Origin of the sequence: Serratia sp. JSRIV006 (genome assembly GCF_019968685.1) — a bacterium.
In the GTDB taxonomy this organism is placed as follows: domain Bacteria; phylum Pseudomonadota; class Gammaproteobacteria; order Enterobacterales; family Enterobacteriaceae; genus Chania; species Chania fonticola_B.
Map to the genome: position 1 here is coordinate 4,904,314 of NZ_CP074137.1, position 25,827 is coordinate 4,930,140.

Genomic DNA, 25,827 nt, shown 5'->3' on the forward strand with positions numbered 1-25,827 from the left:
ATTAGTTGTATGCCATGGTAAAGTTGGTGGTAGAGGTGAAGTCACCTTCTACGATATCGGTCAACGTAGTACCGGCATGCCCCTGTAGGAAGGCGGTGAAGCTCAGAGTGTTGTTACCCGCAATCAGGTTCTGCACGGTAGTTGCAGTACCCAGGGTGATCGGTTGGTTAGAACCATCAAACATCGCGATGCTTGCACCTTTTGCCGCGCCAGTGATGGCCAGCAGGGTGTTGGTGGTGCCAGTTGCGCCGCCATTTGGACCAGCGAAGGTGACCTGTACTTTGTTCTTGCTAGAGATATCGCAACCTTGCAGTTTGATATCAAAGTTCACCACGTTAGTAGATTTACCACCATTCACCAGCTCCACATTAGCCACCTGGCCAAAGCTCTTGGTCTGGTCAATACTTTCTGGAGCGATAGAGCAAGGTGCATCAATGATTTTACCTTCGAAATTTACCTTGCCCGAACCCGCATCAGCATTTGCCAGAGAGACCATACCCAGAGACAGAACCGTAGCCAGCGCAATGTTAGTCAGTTTCATGTTTTCTTTATCCTTAAAACGTTAATTTAACGAGAAATCCAGACATACCTACCCCGACACAATTAAAACGGTGCCTATCAGAACAACGCTGTTTTATTTGGCGGTAATGGATATACCCGGCAGCATCCTTTCATTTGGTATAAAAGAAGGCATCCCTTTCCTTCCCCTTTATTTGCGAAGGGGCATATCACCAGAAAAGACAAGGCTCTCCCGGCGCTTCATCCGATGAATAAAGCGAATTATTAAAATACAACTTTATGCGACAGCCCTGAATAGATAGAACTTCAACCATAAAGCAGCCACGCACCAATTTTTTCATTGATCCGGGCATTTATGATAAGACAATTCTCGCACCTTCTCCATCGGACAACCTCATCTCCTGTCGCCAAAAAATTATTGCAAATACCTATAATTTTTGAAAGTGTTGTTTTCCAAATGGAGCAATTTCGCCATAAAAACCTTATTTATATGCAAGAATATTCTTATTGCGACGACTACGGTCGCAAAAACGAATTACTTAGTATTTTATGCTGCAAAACGCGATATTTGCGAACTCATTGATCGTAAATTTGGTTTTCACGAAACAATAGTCCATGATAGCTTAGAATGGTAAACTGACGCCTCATAAGGAAGAAATGGGGGTTATGATTCTGACAGTATTCCCCTGTGATCACCTAGAAAAGTTAGCAACAAAAGACAGCAGCATAGGATTATTCCATTCCGAATAGCACCCATCAAGACGCATTAAAAGGAGGTAGTGACATGTCTTATCGCACCAATAAAGAAAGGGAAAAGCAGCTAAATAATGTTTTTATTGCCCTACAAACCCTTTGCAAGCGCGACATTCATCACACAGGCGTTCCCCCGCAGGTTCAATGGCCCAAGACACGGGAAATCGCAGAATACTCCGAGACAACAATATACCTTGCTCGTTACTATCTGCTGCGATTAGTTGAAAACAAAAAAGCTTATGTTACCTCTGGCGCTGTCAATAACAGTTTACGCTGGTATATTGCTGAACCCTCGCCATCACCTAAACATCATGAAAAAAGGGAAGCGCAGCCCGTTGCGGCGGAAGGCTAAATACGCCTCCCCCTTCTGACTTGTGTTTGATTTTTTTCTACTGACATTTATCTATCCCGTGTCTGCCATGGTGTTTCACGTAAGGCAGACACGCCGGTTGAAAGGAACTCATGCCATGAAACAACCTCTGTCCATCATGATAATCGATGCTGACCGTTATTTTACCTATGGTCTGGGCTTGGGGCTGCAAGCCTATTTTCAGGCCCATCAGCAGGACATCCGTCTGCTTGAGGAAACACAGGTTGGCAGCGATATCGACATCATTTTCCTGGGCGATCTGGTCACTAGCTACCCATGGCATTACCGCTTGCATCAGCGGAAAAATCATCCGATGGTATTCTTTATCACTGAGCAGGGGCGCAACAAAAACCAGCTCAAGCCAAGAGTGCATTGCGAACAATGCCATACCAGGGCGCTGTACCGCCACCAGCCGTTATCCTCATTATACGAGCGGTTGGATAGCGTGCTGTTTTCGCCCTTCGCATCGCTAATAGCATCAAGCCACGATTGCACATGTATGACTCCTTTGACGTCGCGGGAAGAGGAGGTGTTGCGCTGTATACACATGGGAATGAACGGGCAGGATACCGGCAACTATTTGCAAATCAGCAATAAAACCGCCAATGCCCATAAGCAGAACGCCATGCGCAAGCTCAATTTCAGATGCAATCAGGAGCTGTATCAATGGCTGCTGCAGGGGGGAGGACACTATCTGAACGAACGGTCGTCAATCAATCTGCCACGTTTGCCACTGCAACCAAAGGTGCCCGCAGAAACCACTCTCATCTCTCCGGCACAGTTAGTGGTACGGCAGAGAAAAGACCGCCCTTATGCGGCCTTGTCTGCGCACAAACAACCAGACCCCCTCGTCCAGAGAGAGCCGGTCTCAACGTGAGGGGGTTCTCGGAGGCTATTTATAACAGTGGACTAGCCTGGCTTGCGGTGCTCCGCAGCATGCATCGCAAGATAGGCATTGAGGTTTTCATCCCCCAGACCCAGAGTACGCAAGATTGCGGCCATAAAGCTGACCGGTGCGGTACCTGGTGCCGTGATAACGCGGCGATCGGCGATGGCATAAGGCACATCCTGATAGTGTTGCGCACCGCCATAGTTCAGGCTCAACAGGTTTTCTGCCGAATTGGAAGTATGGCGTACCTCATCAAGCACGCCCGCCTGCGCTAAAACGCGAGTGCCATCGCAAATCCCCGCGACGATAGCGTGACTTTGATAAGCCGCAGCAACCAAGGCGGTGATATCCGGTGCCTGTGCGGTTTGCCAGATAGTGCCCCCGCAGACAATCAGCAGATCGACTTCATCAGGCTGAATGGCTTCTATTGCCAGATGGGGGGTAACCAGCATGCCACCTGAAGAGATGACCTGGGCTGCGCCAGGAGTGGCAAAACGGCAGTCAAAACCGTAGTACCCACGCCCCGTCGAATTGATCAACGCGGTTTCCCAATCGGAAAAGTTTTCAGTCAGGAGGGTAATAGCACGTATCATCGGAGTGTCCTTGTCAGTATCAGGGGCAATTTTCAGGATTTTCCTACCCACAAAAACCAAGAGTAACCTGCACTGTTGACAGTTTCTGTCAGTAGCCAACAGAGGCCCCTCCCGCAAAGATAACCCGCATTCAATCAGCCAGAGAAACCGGTGCCACCGTCAGCAGCAGGTTGGCAAAGCGCCGCATCTCACCGCTAGCGATCACCAGTAATGTCTCCTGTGATTTTGCCGCATGATAGAAAGCCTCGCGGTTGAGGTAATCGATGGGACAACCGTCAGGCAGCAGTTGCTGATATTCGGTAGCGATGGTGTTAGTGAAGTCCTGCGGCCAGGCCATCATTGAGGCGTGTTCCACGTTAATGTGCTTGAGCACTTTATCTAATATCACGCTGCTGGCGATCATTCCTGGGGCCAGGTTCAGATAGACAATGGTGGCCTCTTTCGACGAGTTGGTGACGAACGAATAGTTACCATCGGCGATGAGGATCTGGGTTTTATGCCCGCACAGCGCCAGGGCGCACAACAGTTGCGGATGAATAATGTCGGCCTTGATCATAGTGCTTTCCAGTAGGGAAGACAGGTGGGCGCAGCATGTGCAGCGCCCCTATGTAATGAATCTGATGCGGTTTATCAGCGGCTGGGTAGGCTCACATACGGTAAATGCCGCCGTTAATATCAATTGTGGCGCCAGAGACGAAGCCGTCATATTCCGAGGCGAGGAATTTAATCACCCGAGCAACGTCCTCCGGGCTCCCCGCGCGGCCAAGGGGAATGCCGTGGATGGTTTCATCGGCAGATTCTTTACTGGTATGCAGGTTATGGAAGCGAGTGCCAAGAATAAGCCCCGGCGCTACGGCGTTGACCCTGATGCCATGTTCTCCCAGTTCCGCCGCCAGGGAGCGGGTCCAGGTTAATACCGCCCCTTTGGCCATGGAGTAAACCAGTGAACCAGAATGCCCGCCGGAACGACCAGCCAGTGAGGCCAGATTGACGATGCTGGCTCCGTCCTTGGCGCTTTTTAAGTAAGGTAGCGCGCTTTGCGTGACGTTCAGCATGGTCGTCATATTGACATCAATCACCGTCTGCCAGAATTGACGGTCGATCTCGCCTAACCATTTACGGGCGATAATGCCGCCCACGTTATTGATCAGTATGTCTATCCCCCCCAAAAACTCGGCGGCGGCAGAGACGCATCGCTGGGTATCTGCGGTATCGGTTAAATCTGCATAACCATAGGCGGCGCGTTGACCGCGCGAATGGGCTAAGTCAGCCAGTTCCTTTGGCCCCTCTTCACCGCTGAAATAGTGGATGTAGATGTCACACCCGGCGTTAATCAACTGCTCTGCGGTAGCTTTGCCAATCCCCTGCTCGGCCCCGGTAATAAACACTTTCTTACCCGTTAGATTTCCCATTTTATTGCCTCTCGATTATTTGTAGATAAAACCAGTTATGAGCGAATAACGCCTTCACGCTGTTTGGCGCAGTAAAAAATGCAGATCAATCCGGTAACCAATAAACACAGCGACAGGAAAACCAGCCCCGGAGTATTACTGTTAGTGACGTCCTTTAATAACCCGACCACGTAAGGCGCGACAAAACCTCCGATATTGCCGATACAGCTCACCACCGCAAGTCCGGCCGCTGCCGCCGCCCCGGTTGAAATATTGGCGGGCATGGAAAGGAATGAAGGAACCGAGGTATAGATACCTATCGCAGCAACACTCAGGAACATCAGCGCGACAAATACGTTGTAGTTAAAGAATACCACGGCACCTATCAGGCCAAAGGCGGCGACAATCATGCTGATGCCGGCAAACACGCCGATTTTTTTGCTTTTACTGGCCCACAGGCTCCACGGATAAACCAGCAAGGCGGCCAATCCGTAGGGAATAAAGGCAATCAGGCTCACGTGGAAAATATCATCCCCGGAGATAGCTGTGATGATGGAGGGCAGCCACATCCCGAAGCCGTAGATCCCACACACCATGCCAAAATTCAACATGGCGTATAACAGATACTTTTTATTTTTTATCCCCTGCACGAAATCAGACAGCTTGACCTTGGAACCCGATTTGCTGCGGGTGGCATTGTCCATTAGCCAGGCTTTCTCTTCCACATCGAGATAGCCCACATCCTTCGGTGAGTTCTTGATAATAAAAGGAATAAGCAGGCCAATAATCACCGGCGGAACACCTTCGAGGATAAACAGCCACTGCCAGGGTTCCAGGCCAAACCAGCCATGTTCGATGTTAAGGATCAGCCCGGAAATCGGTGAGCCAATAGCGTTCGACAACGGCTGTACGATGATAAACATGCCGAGGATCTTGGTACGGTACTTCTCCGGGAAAAATACCGTGAAGTAATAGACGACCGAGGGGAAAAATCCCGCCTCACAGACTCCCAGCATAAACCTACAGATATACAGCTCCATCGGCGTGCGGACAAACCCCATCAGCACGGCAAATATCCCCCAGGTGATAAGGATCCTGGCAAACCAGATACGTGGGCCGAACTTGATGGTTCCCGCATTACTGGGGATCTCAAACATAAAATAGCCGATAAAGAATATCCCAGAGGCAAAGCCAAAGGCCGAGGCGGTTAACCCCAGGCTATCTTCCAGAGCAATTGCCGCATAGGCCATATTATTACGATCCAAAAAAGCCAGAAAGTATAATAAGATCATTAATGGGACAATATTCAGCGTCATTTTCCTGATGGCACTGCGTTCAATTTCCTGAGGCGTTCTTTTTTGCATAATAGAATACTTCCAATGTTGTTAATCGGAATAATAATCTGCTACAGGCATGCCTGATGGATACAGGTATATTTACCTGATAATAAGTAATGCTATTTCATCGTTCTCGTTACGCTATTCGCGTTATGGCGTAATGGTTATTACCGACTGGCGGCTGACTAACGTCGGCGGGAAAATAAACTCTTCAGGGACTAATGTAGGATCCCCTACGCGTTGCAATAAGCGCTCGACCATCACCTGAGCCATCTCGGCAAGCGGTGGCATGACGGAGGTCAGCGCTGGCCACACCAGCCCCGAGAGCGGAATATTGTCGATACCCACTACCGATATCTCACCAGGCACCGCCACTCCAGCCTCCCGCAGCCCTGCCAGCAGGCCGATCCCCAGAGCATCGTTGATAGCCACTACGCCATCTGGGCGCGGAGAAAGAGCAAGTACCTGAGCGGCCAGGGTAAAACCCAGTTCGGCCATCTCGGTATCGCCATACTCTCCGCTAGCTTTGCCTTCTATTAGCCGTTGCTGAGCGGGCAGCCGATGATTACGCACCACGGTGAGAAATCCTTCAATCTTATGGCTGCGGCTCATGGTCAGGCTGGCCTCGGTGGCAAAGACGATATTGCGGCAACCGCGTTCGATCAGGTGTTGAGCCGCCAATCGCCCGGCCTCTACGTTGTCCATTGAGACGCTGTCGAATAACCGGGCATCAGCGGTAAAGCTCCCCGCCATGCGGTTATCGTAGTTGACGATCATCATTCCCATTTCGGCAGCCTGTGCAAAATGGGTCTTACGGATATCACTCGCCGCAACGATAATGCCGCGCACCCCATGGGCGAACATATCTTCGATAAAGGTGCGCTCTTCATCTTCTTGCCGATAGGTGTTGCCCAACAACACCCGATAGCGGTGTTCTTTAGCCGCCAGGTCAACCTCGCGAGCCAGGGCAGAAAAGCTGGGATTGACGATCGAGGGAACCAGCAGACCGATCATCCGGGCATGCCCGGTTTTCAACTGCTGCGCCACTCTGTTGGGCTGATAGTTCAATTCGCGCATCGCCTGTTCGATACGCAGTCGGGTTTCCGGGCGCATTTGATTGCTGCGCCCATTTAACACGTTGGAAACGCTGCTCACGGAAACACCGGCGAGATGCGCGACATCACGAATGTTGGCCATGTTTTCGCTCCCCCTCCGGTGCTAACGTTAATTGGTTAACTTACGCACGGAATGCCATTAAATAACTGTATAATCAACATATTAAATATGTGACCTGGCATTATCTGTATCGTTTTAGTGAAACGATGCAGATCAATTTATAGCGGAGATATCACTCAATCAAGCGACTTTACTGGCCGTGCCGCAGTTGCGTGATGCTTTTGTGAAAGCTATCAAGCCCAGCGCCATGGCATTACTAAACACGGGTAAAATCCCCGGCTGTTTAGTCAGTGTTTAGTGGTGGGGTTAAAGGCTGGTACGGGATTTGGATGGGTACGGCATGCAGCGCCTCACATATAATGGTCGATTGAAGTAGGCTACTAACCCATCATATATCGTTTATCAGTTCGTCAAATACCAACTCCCCATCATGTAACCGTCCTAGTTTGGCTTGATTAATAGAGTGCTCAAGCTTGGCGCACAGGTTTTGTAGCTTAAACTCTGCAAACGTATTGTAGTCCTCAACAGGCATGACCACTACGGAGGGTTTACCGTTTTGGGTGATACAAACTGGTTCACGCTGGGCTGTAGCCATCATTTGTTTAAACTGGGTTTTGGCCTGACTGGCCGTAAAGTTAATCATTGTTATCTCCTAAGGACGTTTTCCTAATGGTATTCAACAAAAAAACCACCTCACCGCGATAATAAGGCGATGTGGCCAGCCGCCGTTGCCACTCGGAGTTCCAGTCACCCTGCTGCACCAGACCGATTTTGAAGGGAATTTGCAGCTTAAGCAGCGCGGGGAGATAGCGTTCATATTCCGTGACCGTGCGCCGCCCCTGATAGGTTTGGATCACTAACTCATCGATTGGCAACGCATTCAACTGGCTGACGTTGCCGGTCTTTGCCCAATCGAGCAGGCCAGTCACTCCCAAAGCATATTCTTTGGGTAACCGACCGCGCAGCTTGTCGAGAAACTCCGAGTACTTATCCAGTTGATAGGTTGCCGCATCAAAGTCGATCTGTAGCCCTACCACCCGATTGCCTGCCGCAGCCCAACGGGCAGGCATGCGCACCGCCGAGGCCAATACCTCGTCAGACATATCCAGGGTTGCGACACGTACGGTGATCCAGATGGCGGGTGCCTGGAGCTTGCTCAACGGCAACCCCAACTTCAGAAAACGAGCGCCCTGGCGGCCGTTCACGATTTCACCCTGATGGAGATAGAGCAGATCGGCCTGCTGCAACGCAGGCTGCGGCCAAACGCCGGACCAAAGCCAGAATGCGCGGTAATCATGCGCATTCACATATCGGCCAGCTGCGTTATCCGCCGCTGCGGCGGTTGCAAAGATCGGCAACCACAGCAGCAGCAAAAAACGCATCACCAATAGTATTTGAGCTTTTGTTCCCATTGGTTACCTTTATACTGGCTCTTCAACAGGTTAAACCAGCGTTGGCGAGTTTTTTGCGAGATCTCCTGCCGATCGCAGCTGTTGTAGCCGGAAGGAGAGAAACACATCACCGCCCGGTACAGCGCATAGGTTTTATCTTCCGGTTCGGCCTTGGGATCGGCGATCACTTGCTGATAATATTTTAATCTGCCATGCGCTTTATCTTTACTCAGTTCGGCCCCAGCCAAGTCATCCAACTGTTCATTGCCCCCCATTTCCGCTTCGGTGCTGATATCGGCAAAGGTGGTACGCAAGAACTCAGCCACGCAGTTCATGGCATGTGGATCGCTCTTGTTCTTCGCCAACACGGCAACGTTAGCGTCTAAAGATGAACAGAAATAGCCAGGTTCGGTCCGGCTGCCATCCCAATCGAAAACGCTGAGTGCGACATCACCAAATACCTGCGGCTCAGGCTTCTGTTTGATGTGTTTTTTCAGTTGGCTGTCGTCAATAAACCCCTGATAGTCGCCCACCATCAAATCCTTGAACAACAGCGTATGCAGTGCGATGGTCTTTTCTTCATCGTTAGGCGCACCAGCGGCCTGCTGTTGCAACAACGCTTTATTGGCCAGGCTTTTGAGCACCACTGAGCGGTAACGCAGATTATTGATTGGGCTGTCTGGGGCAAAAATAGCCGCGGTTTTATTTTCCTGCACCAAGGCGGTGGCCAACATCAGTTGCAGATACTGTTGCTGATAAGGGGCAAGTTTCATACCAAGCAGATGACGCCAATGGGCTTCTGCACCCTGCCAGTTTTCCTGCATCACCAGGGCATCGCCGTAAAGGAGTTGCTGGCTGAACGCGATGAGATCGTTTGCTGCCAGCTGTGCCGCTGGCTGGATCGCCTTGGTGACCGCGGCATAATCCTTTTGCTGATAGAACAGCCAGGCATTATGCATATATTCCCAGAGCGGCAACTGATTGGCGGCAACAAACATCGGTTTGTACCCCTGCAGCATCTCATCGGTCACTTTCGGCATCGACGGGTTATCGAGATTGTATTTGCGCAGCCACTTCATGGTTTGGGTGAAGGTCAACAACGGGGCATCGGCACTGCTGACAAAAGGTGGCTCTGCACTGTCATACGGAATGTTGCGGCTCAGCAGAATTTGGTCCCCTTCATCAATCATCGCGCCAAGCGTATTGATATCGGTGGCGGCGGTGATCTCGCTTTCATACAGCTGTGCCAAACGCGGCCAGTCGGACAGATACCAATTCACCCGGCGCTGCAGTCCCTGCACGGAAGCCACATATTCGCCTTTGGGATAAGCGGCCAGATAGGCCTGCGCACGTTGCAATGCCAGGGCGCCCGCCTCTTTATCGGCCCGCTGCGGATCGAACATGCCGTACTGATCCGTGGCATTTTCAGTGATCTGGTTCAAGGCCACGCGGAACAGCATATAAGCGGCGGTTTCTGCTACCCATGGCTGATCTGACTCTTTAAGCCGTTGGAAACCGGTATCCGCATCGGTAAACTGCCCCTGATAAAATTGTTCCGCACTGGTGAGATAATCTCTGAACGCCGCCGCATGGGAACCTGCGGCATAGTTTGCCATCAACGGTAAAAATTGCTCCGGCTGCGCTTCACCCCGATAAATTTTGGCCCGGCGCAACGCCAGTAAATCGCGTTCGGCATGATCTAGCTGTTGGTCTGCCAGCAGGGTCTGGAAAAATTGGCTGAGTGACAGCGGATTATTAGAGATCCAGCGGCCTTCATATTCGGCTGAAAAACCGGTCAACCCCGACGGTTTAATGCCCAGGCTTAATGCTAGCGCATCAAGAGGATCGTCCTGTGGTGCCGTTTGGCCTGGTGCGGTGGGCTGATCGGTTGCAGGCGCGGTTTCCCCAGGGAACACGCCAAACGTGTATCCTCTGCTGCGGCTAATATCCTGCGGCAACGACGATAGTGCTACGGGTAGATTGCGCATTCCCGCTGCCAGCATCAGCAGATTGACGCGGGTGTCATTATCGGCGGCCAGGTAGGGCACACCACTCATTGCGCAATAATCGCTCCAGCGGCAGCCAGTTTCATCGGAAGAGGCCAGTGCGAACTGGCTGGTACCAGCGATGGTTGAGACTACCGCGGCTATTATAAGTTTTTTCATCGTTATTCTTACTTATCTCCAGTGGTCACTCTCATCCCGAGAGAATTTTGCCTGAGATAGTGTCGTAAGCATTGAGAAAAAACAATACGGCGCAAACAAGTCGGCATAATTAGGAATTATCGAACCCGATAATCACCTTGGTGCCATAGGGCTCAACAAAAGGCTCCGCTCTCCAACCGCTGGCTACGGAGGTTGCCATACCAGCGCCTGTATTTGGTTTATTGCAGGCTATTTCCCTGCCACAGGCCACCTTGCCGCAGCCAGTAATATAATTCGCCATTACGCTTGAAACCGAGCTTGCGCATCGCCGTGAGTTTATGGGTGCTGACGGTCTTGACGCTAAGCGAAAGTTTACTCGCGATCTCGTCAGGTGTTAATTCCTGTGAGATCCCTTGCAGAACGTCGCGCTCGCGCGGGGTCAAATGCAAATGCCGACACACACTTACCGTATTGTCTGTCAAAGACGACTGACTTGCCTGCTCAAACATCTCCTCGACCAAACGCACCACGGCATCAGGCCGTTCCTTGCGACCTAATCGTGCGGGCTCATGCTGACGTATTACATTCTCAGCGGCCGTATCATTTATGATAATCGTCCCAAGCCGTCGATTCACCGGATTTTCCCGGCGAGCATTGAACCGCGATGACCAGCCAAAGGGGTTGACACAAACCATCAGGTCGATCGTGATCCCAGACGCAACCGGCACAAAACTCCATGTACAGCCTTTAGCTAGAAAATAGTCCTGCAAAATATGTTGAATGCCCAGAGCAAAATAACGGTTGCTATCCTGAATAGTGATAACAATATGTGGTGTCATTTTAGTTCCTTATGAATCGGCAAGAAAACACGCGATAATATGGGTTTCGTTTATATGGCAAATAATCCTTGACGCTATTGCCCTCAAACAAGGGGTGCGGATACCTCCGCATGCCTAAAATAGGTTATTCCTATAATGACGTAGCTAATTACTGGCCAGCTAAAGTGAAGCTGGCAACCGCCTTGAATTAACCTTTGGTAACAGTGGCAAACGCACCATCACCCTGCAGATAGACACTGAAGTTCAGGGGATTATGCCTTTTGGCAGCTTTTGGATGGTGGTTGGCTCAGTCAGCTTAATGGGACCGCTAGCACCCTCAATGACGAGGCTAGCCCGCAATATCCAAGGGCCTGCGACGGCAGCTACGTTACCATTGAAGGATACCGTCACTTTACTCGTGGCATTTGGCTCGTTACCGATTTCACCGTTACGTACACTCTTTAAACGCTTTTGCCAGTGGTTTGGCGTTGCGATAAATCTTAATGAACAGATAACGAACAAGCAAAATAACCTACTTAATACATAAAAATTAGATTTAATGACTTAAAATTATCGATTTTAATATATTTAATGCTGTTTGGGGCAAAAAAAAACCGATAAGCGAGTAGGTAATACTGTCTTGAATTCAACTAGTTATTATTGCTGAAAAAATAGTTCAAATCAGGGTTGACTACGGTAGCGGGTTACCACTAAATTCCTACGCACAGTCAAGCCATTAAGACTATTCTTATTACTGGACGCAGTTCAACACTAACACCAAGGATGCTCGGTTATCGCCATGAAATATATAATAAACCTTAATATTATCTTTGATCCTGACAATAGAATATTGACGGTTAAAAATGACATTCAGCAATCTGTTGAATTATCAAAGCCAGCAACCCGATTACTCAGTGAGTTGATTAACAACAATAGGGTCAACCTTGCTCGCGATGATCTGCTAAAAAACGTCTGGGCGGACTATGGCTTTTCACCGTCGAATGCCAGCCTGAACAACCATATTAGTGAGTTACGCAAAGCTTTCACTAATCTCGGCGTGAGTAAGGATATCATTTCCACCGTTCCCCGCGTCGGTTTTAGAATGGATGCAGAAATCCATCCGATACAAAAATCGGAGCAGGGAATAACAGAAGAAGCACCGGTAACCGGGGTTCCTGTCACTGAGGAGTCCAATACCTCTTCAGAAACCCTACCACCGACAATGACCGAGGAAGGAGAGCATCAATCTATCTATTTATCGTTAAAAAAACACAAGATGATAATCTACATACTTGCTCTTTTACTGTTACTGACCACGGTAACGGGCACGACCATGCTGAGACACAGCAAAAAAGAGAGCGTGAACTTCGTGGTGACTCATGAAAAATGCAGTATCTATAACTTAAATGACGACAAGCCAAATAAAGAGTTTACGGCTAAAATCGTCCAGGAGATAGCAGCGGAAGGCATAGACTGTTCGCGGGAAGATCTGGATGTTTTTTATGCAGAAGCACACCCTAATAACGACCGTTTCAGAGTCCGGCTGCTCGCTGCCTGCAGTAAAATTGACGCAACCAGCTATAAAAATTGTCTAAATTACAAAACAGTAGAGTAATAACATGAAAAAAATCGTCGTAGCCCTGCTGTTGATTATTAGTTTATGTTCAACCCTTTTTTATATTTATCAGGTGCAGTCCCGCAAGCCGTTCCATTGTGATGCTCAGCTGTTCGCGCACCTCAGAATCAATGAAGCTGACGCAGTTGAGGTCAACACCCATGTCGACGTCATTTTTAGGTCGGCCTATGACGGGATTTTGAAATTTTCCGGCTCAATCAAGAATAAGGGCCATGACTATATCCTGAGAAGGACCGTCTACTTTACCGTCGCCCCGTCGGAGCTGGAAAACGTGAACGAAATCGTCTTTACCCGTACAGAGAGCCACCCTACGGATAATACGCCAGCAGACCTTTGGCAAAACAGAGTGTTACCGCAAACCCCTGGCATCGGGTTTTACTCAAAGATCAGGGATTTAGATAGAGATGCCATTATTATCAAAGGGTTTACTAATCCTCTGATCGTCTGCATTCGCCGCTAACGCCCCCCGGAGAAGCTGCTACCGGCAATGCTGCCTGAACAGGCGGGCCAGGTAGGCGCCCATCGGCGTGAGCGTCGTATCCTTGCGTTGGATCAGGTAAAAGGTCGCTTTTGGTAAGGCTTCGTCCAATTCCAACGCGACCAGATGGCGGCCCAGGATAGGATCGGAAATCACATCAACCGACAGAATGCTGACAAAGTCACTCTGCGCCACCAGGCTGGTACAGGCCATAAAGGTTTCGCAGGTGACGCTGATCGCCGGAGCCATCCCCATATCACCAAACAGTTCATGTAGCAGGCGGTAGTAGCTGCCATTAGGGGTTGGCATAGTCCAATCGCAATGTTGCAGCTCTTTGAGCGTGCGGGCGTTCTCACAAGGGTGCCCTTTGCGTACCACCACCTTGTATTCTCTTTCCATCAGCCGCTCAAAGCTCAACTCATTGTCCATGCTGCTGGGGTAGTAGGTATTAATGGTAAAATCCAACTCCCCCTGGCGTAGCTCCGGGATCATCGAGACCAGTTGCCCCTCCACGATGCGCACCTTCACATTGGGATATTCGCGGTGAAACTGGGTGATCACTTTCGGCATTACCGTGCGAGCAACGCTGCCACCAACGCCGATATTGACCGAGCCGCCCGCTAGCCCCAACCGCTGCTGAATATCTTCCTGCGCTACCCGCAGCTCTTCGAGGATCAGGCTGGCATGCTGAAAAAAGTTATCGCCGCAGTCGGTTAATACCACCCCTTTGCTGCGGCGGACAAACAGCTTGGCGCCGAGCACCTCTTCCAACTCCTGAATCGACTTGGTCAACGCAGGCTGGGAAAGGTTACAGGTACGGCTGGCGGCGCGGATACTGCCCTGGCGGCTGACTTCCACAAAGGCGCGTAACTGGTGCAATTTTATCGAGGCTGGCATAGGCGATTTGCGATAACCGTTGTTTATCAGTAGCAAGATATTGGCATCTTATTTAACCCGATACCATTGTGTACATTCGAAAAAAACAAAATAAATAACCCAATCATCATTTCGCTTATTTACACGCAGTATTGCGCTCAATAGGCGCCTTTCACGGCTTTTTAGCAACTAATTACATAAATATTCAATTTTAATTTAATTGCCTGATCCTCGTCAGTGCACCACATCTGCCTGAATTTTATTCAAGGCGTGATAACTAATGGAAAACTGCTATGAACACTCCGCTTTCAACGTTAGTGACCGAACTGTATCCGCAGCTGCAAGCCTGGCGCCGTGACTTCCACCACCATGCCGAATCTGGCTGGCTTGAATTCCGTACCGCTTCGCTGGTGGCGGAAGAGTTGGATCGATTAGGTTATCAGTTGCAACTCGGCCGCGAGGTGATTAACGCCGAAGCCCGCATGGGGCTACCCTCGTCACAAATCCTGGCGGCGCAAGAACAACGAGCCATCGAACAAGGTGCCCTGGCGAAGTGGCTCCCCTTCTTTTCCGGTGGTTTTACCGGCATTGTCGCCACGCTGGATACCGGCCGCCCTGGCCCCACCATCGCCTTTCGCGTCGATATGGACGCACTCGATCTCAATGAACTACTGCATCCCGACCATCTGCCGTTCCGTGAAGGTTTCGCCTCCTGCAATAGCGGCATGATGCACGCCTGCGGGCACGATGGGCATACCACCATCGGCCTGGGGTTGGCGCGGGTATTCAAGAGCCTGGAGCCACAACTGCATGGCCGCATCAAGCTGATATTCCAACCGGCCGAGGAAGGTACCCGCGGGGCCAAATCGATGGTGGCAGCTGGCGTGGTCGATGACGTCGATTTCTTTACCGCCGTGCATATCGGCACCGGCGTACCGGCCGGGGAACTGGTGTGCGGCAGCGACAGCTTTATGGCTACCACCAAGCTGGACGTCACTTTCCGTGGCGTGGCATCCCATGCCGGTGCCAAACCGGAGGATGGCCGCAATGCCCTGCTGGCAGCGGCGCAAGCCAGCATTGGGCTGTATGCCATCCCTCGTCACAGCGAAGGCAGCTCACGTATAAACGTTGGCGTGTTGCAAGCGGGCACCGGCCGTAACGTGATCGCAGACTCCGCCTTTATGAAGGTAGAGACTCGCGGCGCCACCAATGAGATCAACGAGTTTGTCTACCAGCAGGCGCTCAACGTCATCCAAGGAGCCGCCACCATGCAGGGGGTGGAATACGACATCGCCCTGATGGGCGCGGCGCAAAGCAGCCAGCCGACGCAACCTTGGGTGGATTACATCCACCGCCAGGCACTCAGCATCGGCGAGCTTGCTTCAGTAGTCGATCGCCGCGAGCAGGCTGCGGGCTCAGAGGATGCCACCTACATGATGGAACGGGTGAAATCTCACGGTGGGCAAGCATCCTATGTGATTTTCGGTTGCGAACTCAGCGCCGGGCATCACAACGAGAAATTCGATTTTGACGAGCAGGTACTCACCGTGGCGGTAAAAACGCTGGCTACCCTGGCACTGAACCTACCGACTTTTGGGAGCGCAGTATGAAACAGCCGGAACTGGTCTCTTTTATTCATCATTACATCGATAGCCATCAGGCCCACTTCAGTGCCTTAAGCGATGAGATCTGGGATCACCCAGAAACTCGCTTTACCGAAACCCACTCCGCCGAACTACTGGCAAACGCCTTGGAACAAGAGGGTTTTGCGGTTGAACGCGGCGTTGGCGGCATTGAAACGGCGTTTATCGCCAGCTTCGGTAGCGGCCATCCGGTGATCGCCTTATTGGGTGAATACGATGCATTGGCCGGTCTGAGCCAGCAGACGGGCTGTGCCACCCCGTCTCCGCTGGTGGAAAACGGCAATGGTCACGGCTGTGGGCATAACCTGCTCGGCACCGCAGCACTGGCCGGGGCCTTTGCGGTTAAAGCCTGGATGGAACAACAACAGTTAACCGGCACGATACGCTTTTACGGCTGTCCAGGAGAAGAAGGCGGCTCTGGTAAAACCTTTATGGTGCGTGAAGGGCTGTTCGCCGATGTGGATGCCGCCCTCACCTGGCACCCGGAAGGCTTCAGCGGCATGTTCAATACCAGCAGCCTGGCCAATATTCAGGCCGCGTTCCGCTTCAAGGGCGTCGCCGCTCACGCGGCCAACTCGCCGCATCTCGGCCGCAGCGCGCTGGATGCCGTGACGCTGATGAACACCGGAGCCAACTTCTTGCGTGAACATATCGTGCAGGAAGCCCGGCTGCATTATGCGGTCACCAATACCGGCGGCAGCTCCCCCAACGTGGTGCAGGCCGATGCCGAAGTGCTTTACCTGGTGCGAGCTCCACAACTCGATCAGGTGCAGGATATTTACCAGCGCCTGGTCAACGTTGCCAAAGGTGCAGCGCTGATGACCGACACACAGATGACGGTGCACTTTGAAAAAGCCTGCTCCAACTACATCCCCAATCGCCGCTTGGAAAAGGCGATGTATCAATACGTGTGCGATTTCGGCTTACCGGATTACAGCGACGAAGAGCGGCGGTTTGCCACGGAGATCCGCCAAACGCTCAGCAAGGACGACCTGCGCAATGCCAAACTGAATATTTCACGCACTGGTGGGGTCGCTGGGCAGGAATGGGTAAAGCAGTTGGGCGATAAGGTGTTGATGGACGAGGTCGCTCCCTACGTAGAGTCACAAGAAATCCTGTACGGCTCTACCGACGTCGGCGACGTTAGTTGGGTCACGCCAACGGCTCAGTGCTTCAGCCCCTGCTTTGCTCTGGGCACGCCGCTGCATACCTGGCAGTTGGTCGCCCAGGGCCGCACTTCAATAGCCCATAAGGGCATGTGTCTGGCAGGTAAAGTGATGGCCGCTACCGCCGTCGCCTTACTGAGCGATAACGCTTTGCTGAACGCCTGCCGCGAGGAGTTCCGCCAGCAACGTGCCGAACAGCCTTATCAATGCCCCATCCCTGCGGGGGTGAAACCTTCCCCATTGAAGTAAATCCCGACCGTTCTGGCTCCCGTTCCGAGCCAGGACTCCATAGCGACCCATAAAACTATAAAAATCTGATGACGGACAAGAGGGTAATATCATGAGTGAGATAGCATCATCCGCCAATAAAAGCCCCGGGCGTATTTTTTACTGGGTAGAACGTATCGGTAATAAAATCCCCAATCCCTTCCTGTTATTCGTTTATTTAATCGTGGTGTTAATGCTCGCCACCGCGCTCATTTCCTGGTTGGGTCTGGTGGTGAAAAACCCGGCTACCGGGGAGATGATCCAGGTAAAAAATCTGCTGAGCGTGGAGGGAATACAATGGATCCTCCCCAACATCATCCACAACTTCAGCGGATTTGCGCCATTGGGGGCGATCCTGGCGCTGGTGATCGGTGCCGGTCTGGCGGAAAAGGTCGGCCTGTTGCAGGCGCTGATGTACAAAATGGCCTCACACGTCAGCGCCGGCTACGCCAGCTATATGGTGCTGTTTATCGCCTTCTTCAGCCATATTTCCTCCGATGCCGCACTGGTGGTAATGCCGCCGCTGGGGGCGTTGATCTTCCTGGCCGTCGGGCGTAATCCCATTGCCGGGCTACTGGCGGCGATCGCCGGTGTCGGCTCGGGGTTTACCGCCAACCTGCTGATTGTCACCACCGATGTGCTGCTTTCCGGCATCAGTACCGAAGCGGCCAAAGCGGTTGACGGCGCAATCCACGTCAGCGTGATCGACAACTGGTACTTTATGGCCACCTCGGTGATCGTCCTGACCATTACCGGCGCGTTGCTAACGGATAAGTTTATCGAGCCACGGCTACCAAAATGGCAAGGCACCGCCGAAGACAAGCTAGAGGTGCTCACTCCATTACAAAACCGTGGCCTGATGATGAGCGGGATCGCCGCGCTGGTATTTATCGCCGTGATGGCAGCGCTGGTGGTGCCGGAGGGTGCCCCGCTGCGCGATCCGCAAACCGGCTCGGTGATCCCCTCGCCCTTTATTAAAGGCATTGTGCCGATCATCATCCTGTTCTTCTTCACCGTCGCCATCACTTACGGCGTCGTCACCAAGACCATCCGCCGCCCGGACGATATCCCCAACCAGCTGGTGGAGCCGATGAAGAACATGGCGGGCTTTATCGTCATGGTGTTCCCGCTGTCGCAGTTTGTAGCGTTCTTCAACTGGAGCAACATGGGCAAGTTTATGGCCATCGGCCTGACGGATCTGCTGGAGGCGGCCGGAATGAGCGGTGCTCCTGCGTTCCTCGGCCTGATGTTCCTGTCTGCCTTCCTGTGCATGTTTATTGCCAGCGGCTCCGCCATCTGGTCGATCCTGGCCCCGATCTTCGTGCCGATGTTTATGCTGTTGGGCTTTCACCCGGCCTTCGCCCAGATGATTTTCCGCATCGCAGACTCATCCGTGCTGCCGCTGGCACCGATGTCGCCATTCCTGCCGCTATTCCTTGGCTTTCTGCAACGCTACCTGAAAGACGCCAAACTCGGCACCTACTACGTGCTGATCATGCCCTATCCGCTGGTGTTCTTCGCCGTCTGGACCCTGCTGCTGGTGGTGTGGTACATGCTGGGGCTGCCTATCGGGCCTGGGGTCTACCCGAAAATGGGGTAAACCAATGCCGAAAAAATTGTGCTCAATACCCCGTCTTTTGGCGTAAGCTGAACCGATTATCCCCGCCGGATGCTTGCCAGCCGGTGGGGACACTTATTTCAATGCGCTAAGGGCCTGCTATGAGTCGTGAAATCAACAAAGATACGCAGCTGTGTATGTCACTGGCCGGTCGGCCAGGCAATTTCGGCACCCGTTTCCACAACTATCTGTATCAGGAACTGGATCTGAACTTCATCTACAAGGCGTTCACCACCAAAGATATTCAGGCAGCGGTCGGCGGCGTGCGCGCTTTGGGTATTCGCGGCTGTGCGGTTTCCATGCCGTTCAAGGAGAGCTGTATTCCGTTCCTTGATGAGCTGGATGCATCGGCCACGGCCATTGAGTCAGTCAATACCATCGTCAACGACGACGGCTTCCTGCGGGCCTATAACACCGACTATATCGCCATCGCCAAACTGCTGGCGAAATACCAGATCCCCCCGGCCACCTCGTTTGCCCTGCGTGGTAGCGGCGGTATGGCCAAAGCGGTGACCGCCGCCCTGCGCGATGCAGGGTTCAAGAACGGCCATATCATTGCGCGCAACCCACAGGCGGGCCAGGCGCTGGCAGCGCAGTATGGTTATCAGTGGCTGCCAGAAGTGGGCGATTTACAGGTTGAGATGGTGATTAACGTCACGCCGATCGGCATGGCGGGCGGTAGCGAAGCCAAGCAGTTGGCCTTTGAACCAGCCACCATTCAGGCTGCCAAGATCGCTTTCGACGTGGTTGCACTGCCAGCAGAAACCCCGCTGATCCGCTATGCACGGGAGCAGGGTTTGCAGGTGGTGACCGGTGCAGAAGTGATCGCTTTACAGGCTTTGGAGCAGTTTGTGTTGTACACCGGCGTGCGTCCTTCCGATGAGCAAATCTCTCGCGCTGCGGCACATGCTCGTGGCTAATGGTATCCCCTCACCAGAGGGGATACGTCATACCAGCAGCGATTAGAACGACAGGGTCAGGCCCGCGTAATAGGCCCGGCCCGGTTCGTTGTAGGTCGAAGCCCCTTCATTTTCACGGTAGATCTGCTTGTCGAACAGGTTGGTGACGCCGGTTTTCAGGCTCAGATCCTTCATCAGATCGTAATTGACGCCAATGCCCACCACCGAATAAGCCCCGACTTCCTGAGTGGAAAGCGTGCCGGCTTCGTTACGGATCTCCGCATATTCGCGCGGCTTTTGCCGACCATACATCGTCCAATTCAGGTTGGTGGAGAGCTTATCGGTGACCTGATAATCCAGCAGGGTATTCACCGTATACTTGGGGATCACCGACAGAGGATTACCGGTATCCTTGTTTTCGGAGGTGATCATATAGGTCGCGTTGGTGCGCCAGGTGAGCATGTCCTCAACCAATGGCACCACCAGGTTACCCTCCAACCCTTCGACCAGCGCTTTACCGCCGTTTTCCCAACGCAAGATGTTGTAACCGTTAGAGGCATAGCCAACAATCTCGGTGCCCGCCACGATCTTGTTTTTATAGTCGTTGCGGAAATAGGTGATGCCTGCATCGTAACCTGCCCAGGTAAATTCCAGGCCGATCTCTTTGTTAACGCTGGTTTCCGGATCCAGATCGTTATTCCCCAGCAGATAGCAGCTGCCTGAAACTATGTCCTTCGGGCACCCGTTACCACGGGTGGATAACAGATAGCCTTCGCTGGACTGGTATAGGTTTGGCGCTTTAAAGGCTCGGGCAATACCGGCCTTCAGTTTGAAATACTCGCCAAGCTCCTGCGAAATGTTCAGGCTTGGGCTCCAGTTAGCGCCATATTTATTGTGATAGTCGAAGCGCAGCCCAGGGATCACAAAGGTTCCCGCCAGCGGCTCGATGTTATCCTCAAAATAAAGTGAACTGATGTCGGCGCTATTTTTAGCGCTGCGCTCGGAGGGATCGCCAGAGACGCCGCCGATGATGATGCCACTGGAGTCGGTCATCTGCATGGATGCCGGATCGTTGAGCTTTTCACGGTTCCACTCGGCACCCAGCGTGACGTTCTGCTCAAACAGCAGATCCAGCGGGATATTCAGCTCACCGCCGGTGCGATAATTCTCCAGCCGGCTGGTGTTGTAAGTATCGTCGTTGATCATCCCCTCGATGCGGCCAGTTGTGCCCTCCGCCAGACGGGTATTGTTGGTTTTCTCATAGTTAAAGTTCAGCCGGGATTGGCCCCAGTCCCAGATGCCATTATGGGTAATGCCGTAGCTCTGACGATACAGGCGGTTAGTTTCCTGGCCGTACAGCGAAGCCACCAGACCGCCTGGGCTGAGATTGCCATTGCTGTATTGGGTATCGCCCGCGTAGATATTGCCTTGGCGGCTGTAGGCATAGTCAAAGTCGAGGATCTGCTGCGGGTCTATTCTCCAGGAGAGTGAGGCATTGATATCTTTGTTTCTGACGCCTTCACGCCCTGCGGCATAGGAACCGTTCTGCTGGGTGTTGATGTCATAGGCATCGGCATCGGTTTTATTGAGGTTACCGAACAGGCGCATGGTCAGCACGTCACTGACCAGCGGGCCGCTTAAACTGAAGTTGGCGCGGTTGGTCGCCCCTTCCTTGCTGTTTTCAGGCTGGTTGGTAAACAGCGAAAGCGTGCCATGCCAATCTTTGGTTGGGCGTTTGGTAATGATATTAACTACTCCGCCAGCTGCACCCGAACCATAGCGGGCTGCCGCCGGGCCACGTAACACCTCAATGCGTTCAACCATTTCTGCGGGTACCCAGTTGGTATCGCCACGAGTATCCCTTTCGCCACGCCAACTATAACGCACTGAATCACGTGAGGTTGCCGGGACACCGTCGATCAGGATCAAGGTGTTTTCCGGCCCCATTCCCCTTATATCAATCTGCCGATTATTACCTCGGCTACCGCTAGCGCTGTTGCCGGTAAGGTTGACGCCTGGCATTCTGCGGATAATGTCGGAGAGGTCGTTGACCGGTGGCGTTTTGCGTATATCCTCGGCGGTGATAATCGAAACCCCGGGCTGTTGTTTCAGTTCTTCCGCCGCGGTGGCACGCACCACCATGGTCTCGCTGTCTTCTGCTGGCACCTCCTCTGCCGCCATCCCACCGCTACTGAAAAGCCCCGCCAACAAGATCGCACAAGGTCGCAGTCTGCTGTTGTTAGGTATAACCATCGTAATAATCCCTTTTATTTAAAGTAGATAATAATAATTGTAACCATTTTTGTAATTGCGAATTGTAATGATAATTATTACCACTTAAACGCAGGAAAGCGTAAATTCACAATTTCTCCATACTTCTGGCGGGTTATTTTTTAAGCGGAAGAATGGCAAATATGGCTATCGAGGGTTATGCAACAGGCGGCACATCAGGGAGCAGCGAGGATAGCTGGCAAAGCCAACACTTGTCAGTTTTGTGTCAGTTACGGCACAACTGAGAATCATTATCATTCACTGAGTTGCTCACTGGAAACGAATATCATTCTCAATACTGTATATAAACACATATACAGAGCTCAACCTAATTGTGAACAAGAAGAGGAACTCATATGATTGATGAAATTGTTGGCTACGATCCCTACAGTTGGAATAATGGAGTAGCTCCAGAACCGGGACTAGCATGGGACGGTGGCGCTTGGGGGTTGGCCTACAACAGGTATTGACTCTGGCGATCTAATGATTGTTTGGCCTGCAGGAGATAACTCAGTATCTGACCAAACCAAGGAGTTATTAGACAATAATATTTGCCTGCGCTGCGGACAGAAAAACTGTCCCTATATAAAGAATGGAAAAGATTATAAAGAGCTCAGAAGTGCATTGAGCAAAGGTAATATGCCTTTAGCCAAAAAAGTATACATGACTCGATTTGCTCAATTTGGTGGAATGAATAAGGGCACATTTAAAGAGGCACTTAAAAAACAAAAGGAGGCAAAGGCCAAAGCAGAAAAAGCGTTTTTGCTAAACATTTCTACCATTGTTTCCAGCTCAGCAGAAGGGATCAGTAAACGTTTGGGTAAAAATTACCAACTTGCTGCTGATGAAATTGCCAATAACATTAAAAATTTCCAAGGAAAGAGAATAAGAAACTTTAATGATGCAATGGCATCTTTAAATAAAATTATGTCAACCCCTGGTATGAAAATCAACAAAGGAGACAGAGATGCTATTATTCATGCCTGGAGGTATACGAATGTTAACGACATGGCAAACAAGCTCAGTAATTTTGGCCGATTCTTTAAAGTCGCAGATCTGGTGATTAAGGCTGAGAAAATACGCGAAAAAAGTATAGAGGGCTACGAATCTGGGAATTGGAAGCCACTGATGTTAGAGGTTGAGGGCATGGTGTTGAGTGGGGTAGCGTCTAGTGTTGCCTTGGCAATAGTGACTGGAATACTCTCTTTATTTTCAATGTCTGTATTACCAGTAATAGCCGCCATCCTGGTAATTAGCATTGCGTCATCTTTTATTGACGCGTCACTTGCCGAAACACTGAACAATAAAATCATAGAGTTATTAAATTGATATAAAGCCCGGCACTCTTATCGTCGGGTTGCGTACTCTGATGGGAACCTCACCAAAAACCATAGGAAAAGTGAAGTAAATAAATATATCCCAGTAAAAGTAATCACGTAATAGACAAAAAGAAAATAATCATTAGAAGATAAGAATTTAAGCAGTCTGTTTCCATGTGATACATCAAGTGAGCAAAAAATAAACATATAAATATATATAGCGTAAACGATAGAGAAGAGAAAAAATCTGACTATTATCGAATACAAACCGACACCACTAAGCTTAAGCCTTAGATGACTTCTGTATTTAATGACAAAGTAAAAGGCAAAAAATAACGCTAACTTGCAATACAATCCTAAGACTGAACTTAATAAAATATTATCAGAGGATATATTTATCGGGTGAATTTTAGTTATCTCAACGCCAAGTTCAAATAGTTGGGCAGTTGGGTTTAATTTAAAGTAACAGAAAAGTAAAAACAAGGGACATAGCCCAACAGCTAATGTCATAAACAGTTTTCGCTCAGCGATACCGCTTTCCCCTTCCCGCATCACGCCCCCAAATTTTGCAATTAATACTAATTATTCTCTATACCATTCTTGAATACACTCAATTGATAAAGAGTATCATTATCAATTGTAACATGCCAGAATTTCTGCAAGAAATGTTCAATGCCGGAATACCACAGGCACCATTCAGGCTATTGAAGCGCAATCACTGAGTAGCGTAGGAATTTTCAGGTTGGTATCTAGATAAGACAAAGGGGCTAAACAGCCCCTTCAGATGTTTTTAACAGCGGTGTTAAGCGTTACTTGGCCACACCTTCCATTCCCACCAGCCCCACTTTCAGGTAGCCGGCTTTGCGTAGCGTATCCATCACGCTCATCAGCGTTTCATAATCTACGGTCTTGTCCGCCTGGAAAAAGATGGTGGTTTCTTTATTCGCCTGCGTACGTTGATCCAGCACCGCCGTCAGCTGTTCCGCCGTCACCGGCTCATCGCCCACGTACAGCTGCTTGTCTGCCTTCACCGACAGGAACACCGGTTTTTCCGGACGCGGCTGCGGTTTAGCGGAAGAAGCTGGCAGATCGACACGAATATCTACCGTTGCCAGCGGCGCAGCCACCATAAAGATGATCAACAGCACCAGCATGACGTCGATAAACGGCGTCACGTTGATTTCATGCAGTTCGCCGCTGTCGTCCAGATCTTCATTTAAGCGCATCGCCATAACTCACCCCACCCGCAGTTGGTGCGCATGCTGCGAACGTTTGGCATCGGCCGAGGCCGCCAGATCCAGATCGCGGCCCAACAGCAGCAGCACCTGTGCCGCCACATCGCCCACCTGAGCACGGTGGCCGCCGATGACACGAGCAAAGATGTTGTAGATCACTACCGCAGGGATTGCTGCAACCAGACCGAGCGCAGTGGCCAGCAAGGCTTCCGCAATCCCCGGGGCAACGACCGCCAGGTTAGTGGTTTGCGAATGGGCAATGCCGATAAAGCTGTTCATGATGCCCCATACGGTACCAAACAGGCCGACAAACGGTGAAATGGCGCCGATGGTGGCCAGGAAGCCATTGCCGCGCCCCAACTGACGCCCGTAGGCCGCTACACGGCGTTCCAGACGGAAACCGGTACGCTCTTTAATACCGTTATTGTCGTTAGAGGCCGCCGACAGTTCCAGTTCGTTCTGCGCGTCTTGCAGCAGCACCGCAGTGATGCTCTCTTGTGAGAAATCTTGCGCCAGTTCGGAGGCATCGTCCAGCGAACGCACGTCGGCCAGCGCCAACTGCTCACGGCGCAGACGGCGCTTGGAACGAAACAGCTCGCTGCCTTTGGCAAACAGAATGGTCCAGGTGACAATTGACGCCAGCACCAAGCCAATCATCACGATTTTCACCACGATGTCGGCGTGCTGATACATGCCCCAGACGGAAAGGTCCATGCCGCGCGTTTCAGGCGGTTGGATGGTCGGTTCAGGATTAACCGGGGTGATATTTTCCGGGGTACCCGCCACTGGGGTTACCGCTGTTGGTGTGGCCGGTGTCGTTGCCGCGCCAACGCTTTCAGCGACTGCTGGTGCAGTGGCCGGTGCCGCCTGAGCGTTGCCCGCCAACCCCACCACCAATACCAGTGAGGCGATCACACTGCGCCCCAATGCGCCCCATTGCCCACGGCCTGCGCCCTGAGCACTTTGATTTGTCATTTTGCCAGCCGTTTTCACGCTGTGCCTCCACCCATTTCAACATTGAAGGAAGAATTCAGCGTG

At 51.4% G+C, this 25,827-nt stretch carries 24 protein-coding genes; 9 read left to right on the forward strand and 15 right to left on the reverse strand.

Annotation, left to right across the window (positions count from 1 at the left end; genetic code table 11):
- Position 1: 1 nt before the first annotated feature.
- The gene (locus tag KGP16_RS22645) at positions 2-541 is read right to left on the reverse strand and encodes a fimbrial protein (RefSeq protein ID WP_021179563.1); all 540 of its coding nucleotides are present in this window, start codon (positions 539-541) and stop codon (positions 2-4) included.
- A 762-nt stretch (positions 542-1,303) separates the two neighbouring features.
- Here KGP16_RS22645 and KGP16_RS22650 point away from each other — a divergent pair.
- Together KGP16_RS22650 and KGP16_RS22655 are read left to right on the forward strand one after the other, a co-directional pair.
- Positions 1,304-1,624: a FaeA/PapI family transcriptional regulator gene (locus KGP16_RS22650; RefSeq protein WP_024529112.1), complete on the forward strand. Its 321-nt coding sequence runs from the start codon at positions 1,304-1,306 to the stop codon at positions 1,622-1,624.
- A gap of 115 nt (positions 1,625-1,739) precedes the next feature.
- Positions 1,740-2,519, forward strand: a complete 780-nt coding sequence (locus KGP16_RS22655) for a helix-turn-helix transcriptional regulator (protein WP_021806799.1) — start codon at positions 1,740-1,742, stop codon at positions 2,517-2,519.
- A 32-nt stretch (positions 2,520-2,551) separates the two neighbouring features.
- On the opposite strand, the gene KGP16_RS22660 is transcribed toward KGP16_RS22655, so the two are convergent.
- The 9 genes from KGP16_RS22660 to KGP16_RS22700 all read right to left on the reverse strand — a co-directional run bounded on the left by KGP16_RS22660 (position 2,552) and on the right by KGP16_RS22700 (position 11,402).
- Positions 2,552-3,124, reverse strand: a complete 573-nt coding sequence (locus KGP16_RS22660; RefSeq protein WP_098929790.1) for a type 1 glutamine amidotransferase family protein — start codon at positions 3,122-3,124, stop codon at positions 2,552-2,554.
- 130 nt (positions 3,125-3,254) lie between these two features.
- On the reverse strand, positions 3,255-3,680 hold the full coding sequence (locus KGP16_RS22665; RefSeq protein WP_021806801.1) for an RbsD/FucU domain-containing protein: 426 nt from the start codon (positions 3,678-3,680) through the stop codon (positions 3,255-3,257).
- 91 nt (positions 3,681-3,771) lie between these two features.
- On the reverse strand, positions 3,772-4,536 hold the full coding sequence (locus KGP16_RS22670; protein WP_021806802.1) for an SDR family NAD(P)-dependent oxidoreductase: 765 nt from the start codon (positions 4,534-4,536) through the stop codon (positions 3,772-3,774).
- Positions 4,537-4,571: 35 nt separating this feature from the next.
- Positions 4,572-5,879 (reverse strand): MFS transporter, encoded by a 1,308-nt coding sequence (locus tag KGP16_RS22675; RefSeq protein WP_209529861.1) that lies wholly within the window; start codon positions 5,877-5,879, stop codon positions 4,572-4,574.
- Between the two features lie 123 nt (positions 5,880-6,002).
- Positions 6,003-7,049, reverse strand: coding sequence for a LacI family DNA-binding transcriptional regulator (locus KGP16_RS22680; protein WP_179248398.1), 1,047 nt, complete (start codon positions 7,047-7,049; stop codon positions 6,003-6,005).
- Between the two features lie 367 nt (positions 7,050-7,416).
- Positions 7,417-7,671 carry a type II toxin-antitoxin system Phd/YefM family antitoxin gene (locus KGP16_RS22685; RefSeq protein WP_223500391.1) on the reverse strand — a complete coding sequence of 85 codons (255 nt, stop codon included), beginning with the start codon at positions 7,669-7,671 and terminating at the stop codon, positions 7,417-7,419.
- The gene (locus KGP16_RS22690) at positions 7,664-8,440 is read right to left on the reverse strand and encodes a DUF3142 domain-containing protein (RefSeq protein WP_223500393.1); all 777 of its coding nucleotides are present in this window, start codon (positions 8,438-8,440) and stop codon (positions 7,664-7,666) included. The genes KGP16_RS22685 and KGP16_RS22690 overlap by 8 nt, the downstream gene beginning before the upstream one ends.
- The gene (locus tag KGP16_RS22695) at positions 8,410-10,584 is read right to left on the reverse strand and encodes a hypothetical protein (RefSeq protein ID WP_223500394.1); all 2,175 of its coding nucleotides are present in this window, start codon (positions 10,582-10,584) and stop codon (positions 8,410-8,412) included. The genes KGP16_RS22690 and KGP16_RS22695 overlap by 31 nt, the downstream gene beginning before the upstream one ends.
- A gap of 218 nt (positions 10,585-10,802) precedes the next feature.
- Positions 10,803-11,402, reverse strand: a complete 600-nt coding sequence (locus KGP16_RS22700) for a LuxR C-terminal-related transcriptional regulator (protein ID WP_021806826.1) — start codon at positions 11,400-11,402, stop codon at positions 10,803-10,805.
- 778 nt (positions 11,403-12,180) lie between these two features.
- Here KGP16_RS22700 and KGP16_RS22705 point away from each other — a divergent pair.
- Positions 12,181-12,996, forward strand: a complete 816-nt coding sequence (locus KGP16_RS22705; protein ID WP_021806827.1) for a winged helix-turn-helix domain-containing protein — start codon at positions 12,181-12,183, stop codon at positions 12,994-12,996.
- A gap of 4 nt (positions 12,997-13,000) precedes the next feature.
- Complete coding sequence (locus KGP16_RS22710) at positions 13,001-13,477, forward strand: hypothetical protein (RefSeq protein ID WP_037376198.1); 477 nt, start codon at positions 13,001-13,003, stop codon at positions 13,475-13,477.
- An 18-nt stretch (positions 13,478-13,495) separates the two neighbouring features.
- On the opposite strand, the gene KGP16_RS22715 is transcribed toward KGP16_RS22710, so the two are convergent.
- Positions 13,496-14,392, reverse strand: a complete 897-nt coding sequence (locus KGP16_RS22715) for a LysR family transcriptional regulator (RefSeq protein WP_021806828.1) — start codon at positions 14,390-14,392, stop codon at positions 13,496-13,498.
- 272 nt (positions 14,393-14,664) lie between these two features.
- Between KGP16_RS22715 and KGP16_RS22720 the strand changes: the two genes are divergently transcribed.
- The 4 genes from KGP16_RS22720 to KGP16_RS22735 all read left to right on the forward strand — a co-directional run bounded on the left by KGP16_RS22720 (position 14,665) and on the right by KGP16_RS22735 (position 19,985).
- Positions 14,665-15,981: a M20 family metallo-hydrolase gene (locus KGP16_RS22720; RefSeq protein ID WP_021806829.1), complete on the forward strand. Its 1,317-nt coding sequence runs from the start codon at positions 14,665-14,667 to the stop codon at positions 15,979-15,981.
- Positions 15,978-17,429, forward strand: a complete 1,452-nt coding sequence (locus KGP16_RS22725) for a M20 family metallopeptidase (RefSeq protein WP_223500395.1) — start codon at positions 15,978-15,980, stop codon at positions 17,427-17,429. The genes KGP16_RS22720 and KGP16_RS22725 overlap by 4 nt, the downstream gene beginning before the upstream one ends.
- A 91-nt stretch (positions 17,430-17,520) precedes the next feature.
- Positions 17,521-19,047 (forward strand): p-aminobenzoyl-glutamate transporter, encoded by a 1,527-nt coding sequence (abgT, locus tag KGP16_RS22730; RefSeq protein WP_021806831.1) that lies wholly within the window; start codon positions 17,521-17,523, stop codon positions 19,045-19,047.
- Between the two features lie 119 nt (positions 19,048-19,166).
- The gene (locus KGP16_RS22735) at positions 19,167-19,985 is read left to right on the forward strand and encodes a shikimate 5-dehydrogenase (RefSeq protein ID WP_223500396.1); all 819 of its coding nucleotides are present in this window, start codon (positions 19,167-19,169) and stop codon (positions 19,983-19,985) included.
- Between the two features lie 42 nt (positions 19,986-20,027).
- Here the strand turns inward: KGP16_RS22735 and KGP16_RS22740 are convergent, their stop codons facing one another.
- Positions 20,028-22,217 carry a TonB-dependent siderophore receptor gene (locus tag KGP16_RS22740; RefSeq protein ID WP_223500397.1) on the reverse strand — a complete coding sequence of 730 codons (2,190 nt, stop codon included), beginning with the start codon at positions 22,215-22,217 and terminating at the stop codon, positions 20,028-20,030.
- 501 nt (positions 22,218-22,718) lie between these two features.
- Between KGP16_RS22740 and KGP16_RS22745 the strand changes: the two genes are divergently transcribed.
- Positions 22,719-23,564, forward strand: a complete 846-nt coding sequence (locus KGP16_RS22745; protein WP_223500399.1) for a colicin-like pore-forming protein — start codon at positions 22,719-22,721, stop codon at positions 23,562-23,564.
- A 17-nt stretch (positions 23,565-23,581) separates the two neighbouring features.
- Here the strand turns inward: KGP16_RS22745 and cui are convergent, their stop codons facing one another.
- The 3 genes from cui to exbB form a co-directional block, all read right to left on the reverse strand.
- Positions 23,582-24,106: a colicin immunity protein Cui gene (gene cui / locus KGP16_RS27735; RefSeq protein ID WP_218520282.1), complete on the reverse strand. Its 525-nt coding sequence runs from the start codon at positions 24,104-24,106 to the stop codon at positions 23,582-23,584.
- A gap of 257 nt (positions 24,107-24,363) precedes the next feature.
- A complete protein-coding gene (gene exbD / locus KGP16_RS22755) occupies positions 24,364-24,786 on the reverse strand; it encodes a TonB system transport protein ExbD (RefSeq protein ID WP_021179543.1) in 423 nt (140 codons plus the stop codon).
- Positions 24,787-24,789: 3 nt separating this feature from the next.
- Positions 24,790-25,782: a tol-pal system-associated acyl-CoA thioesterase gene (gene exbB, locus KGP16_RS22760; protein WP_081050685.1), complete on the reverse strand. Its 993-nt coding sequence runs from the start codon at positions 25,780-25,782 to the stop codon at positions 24,790-24,792.
- Positions 25,783-25,827: the final 45 nt, after the last annotated feature.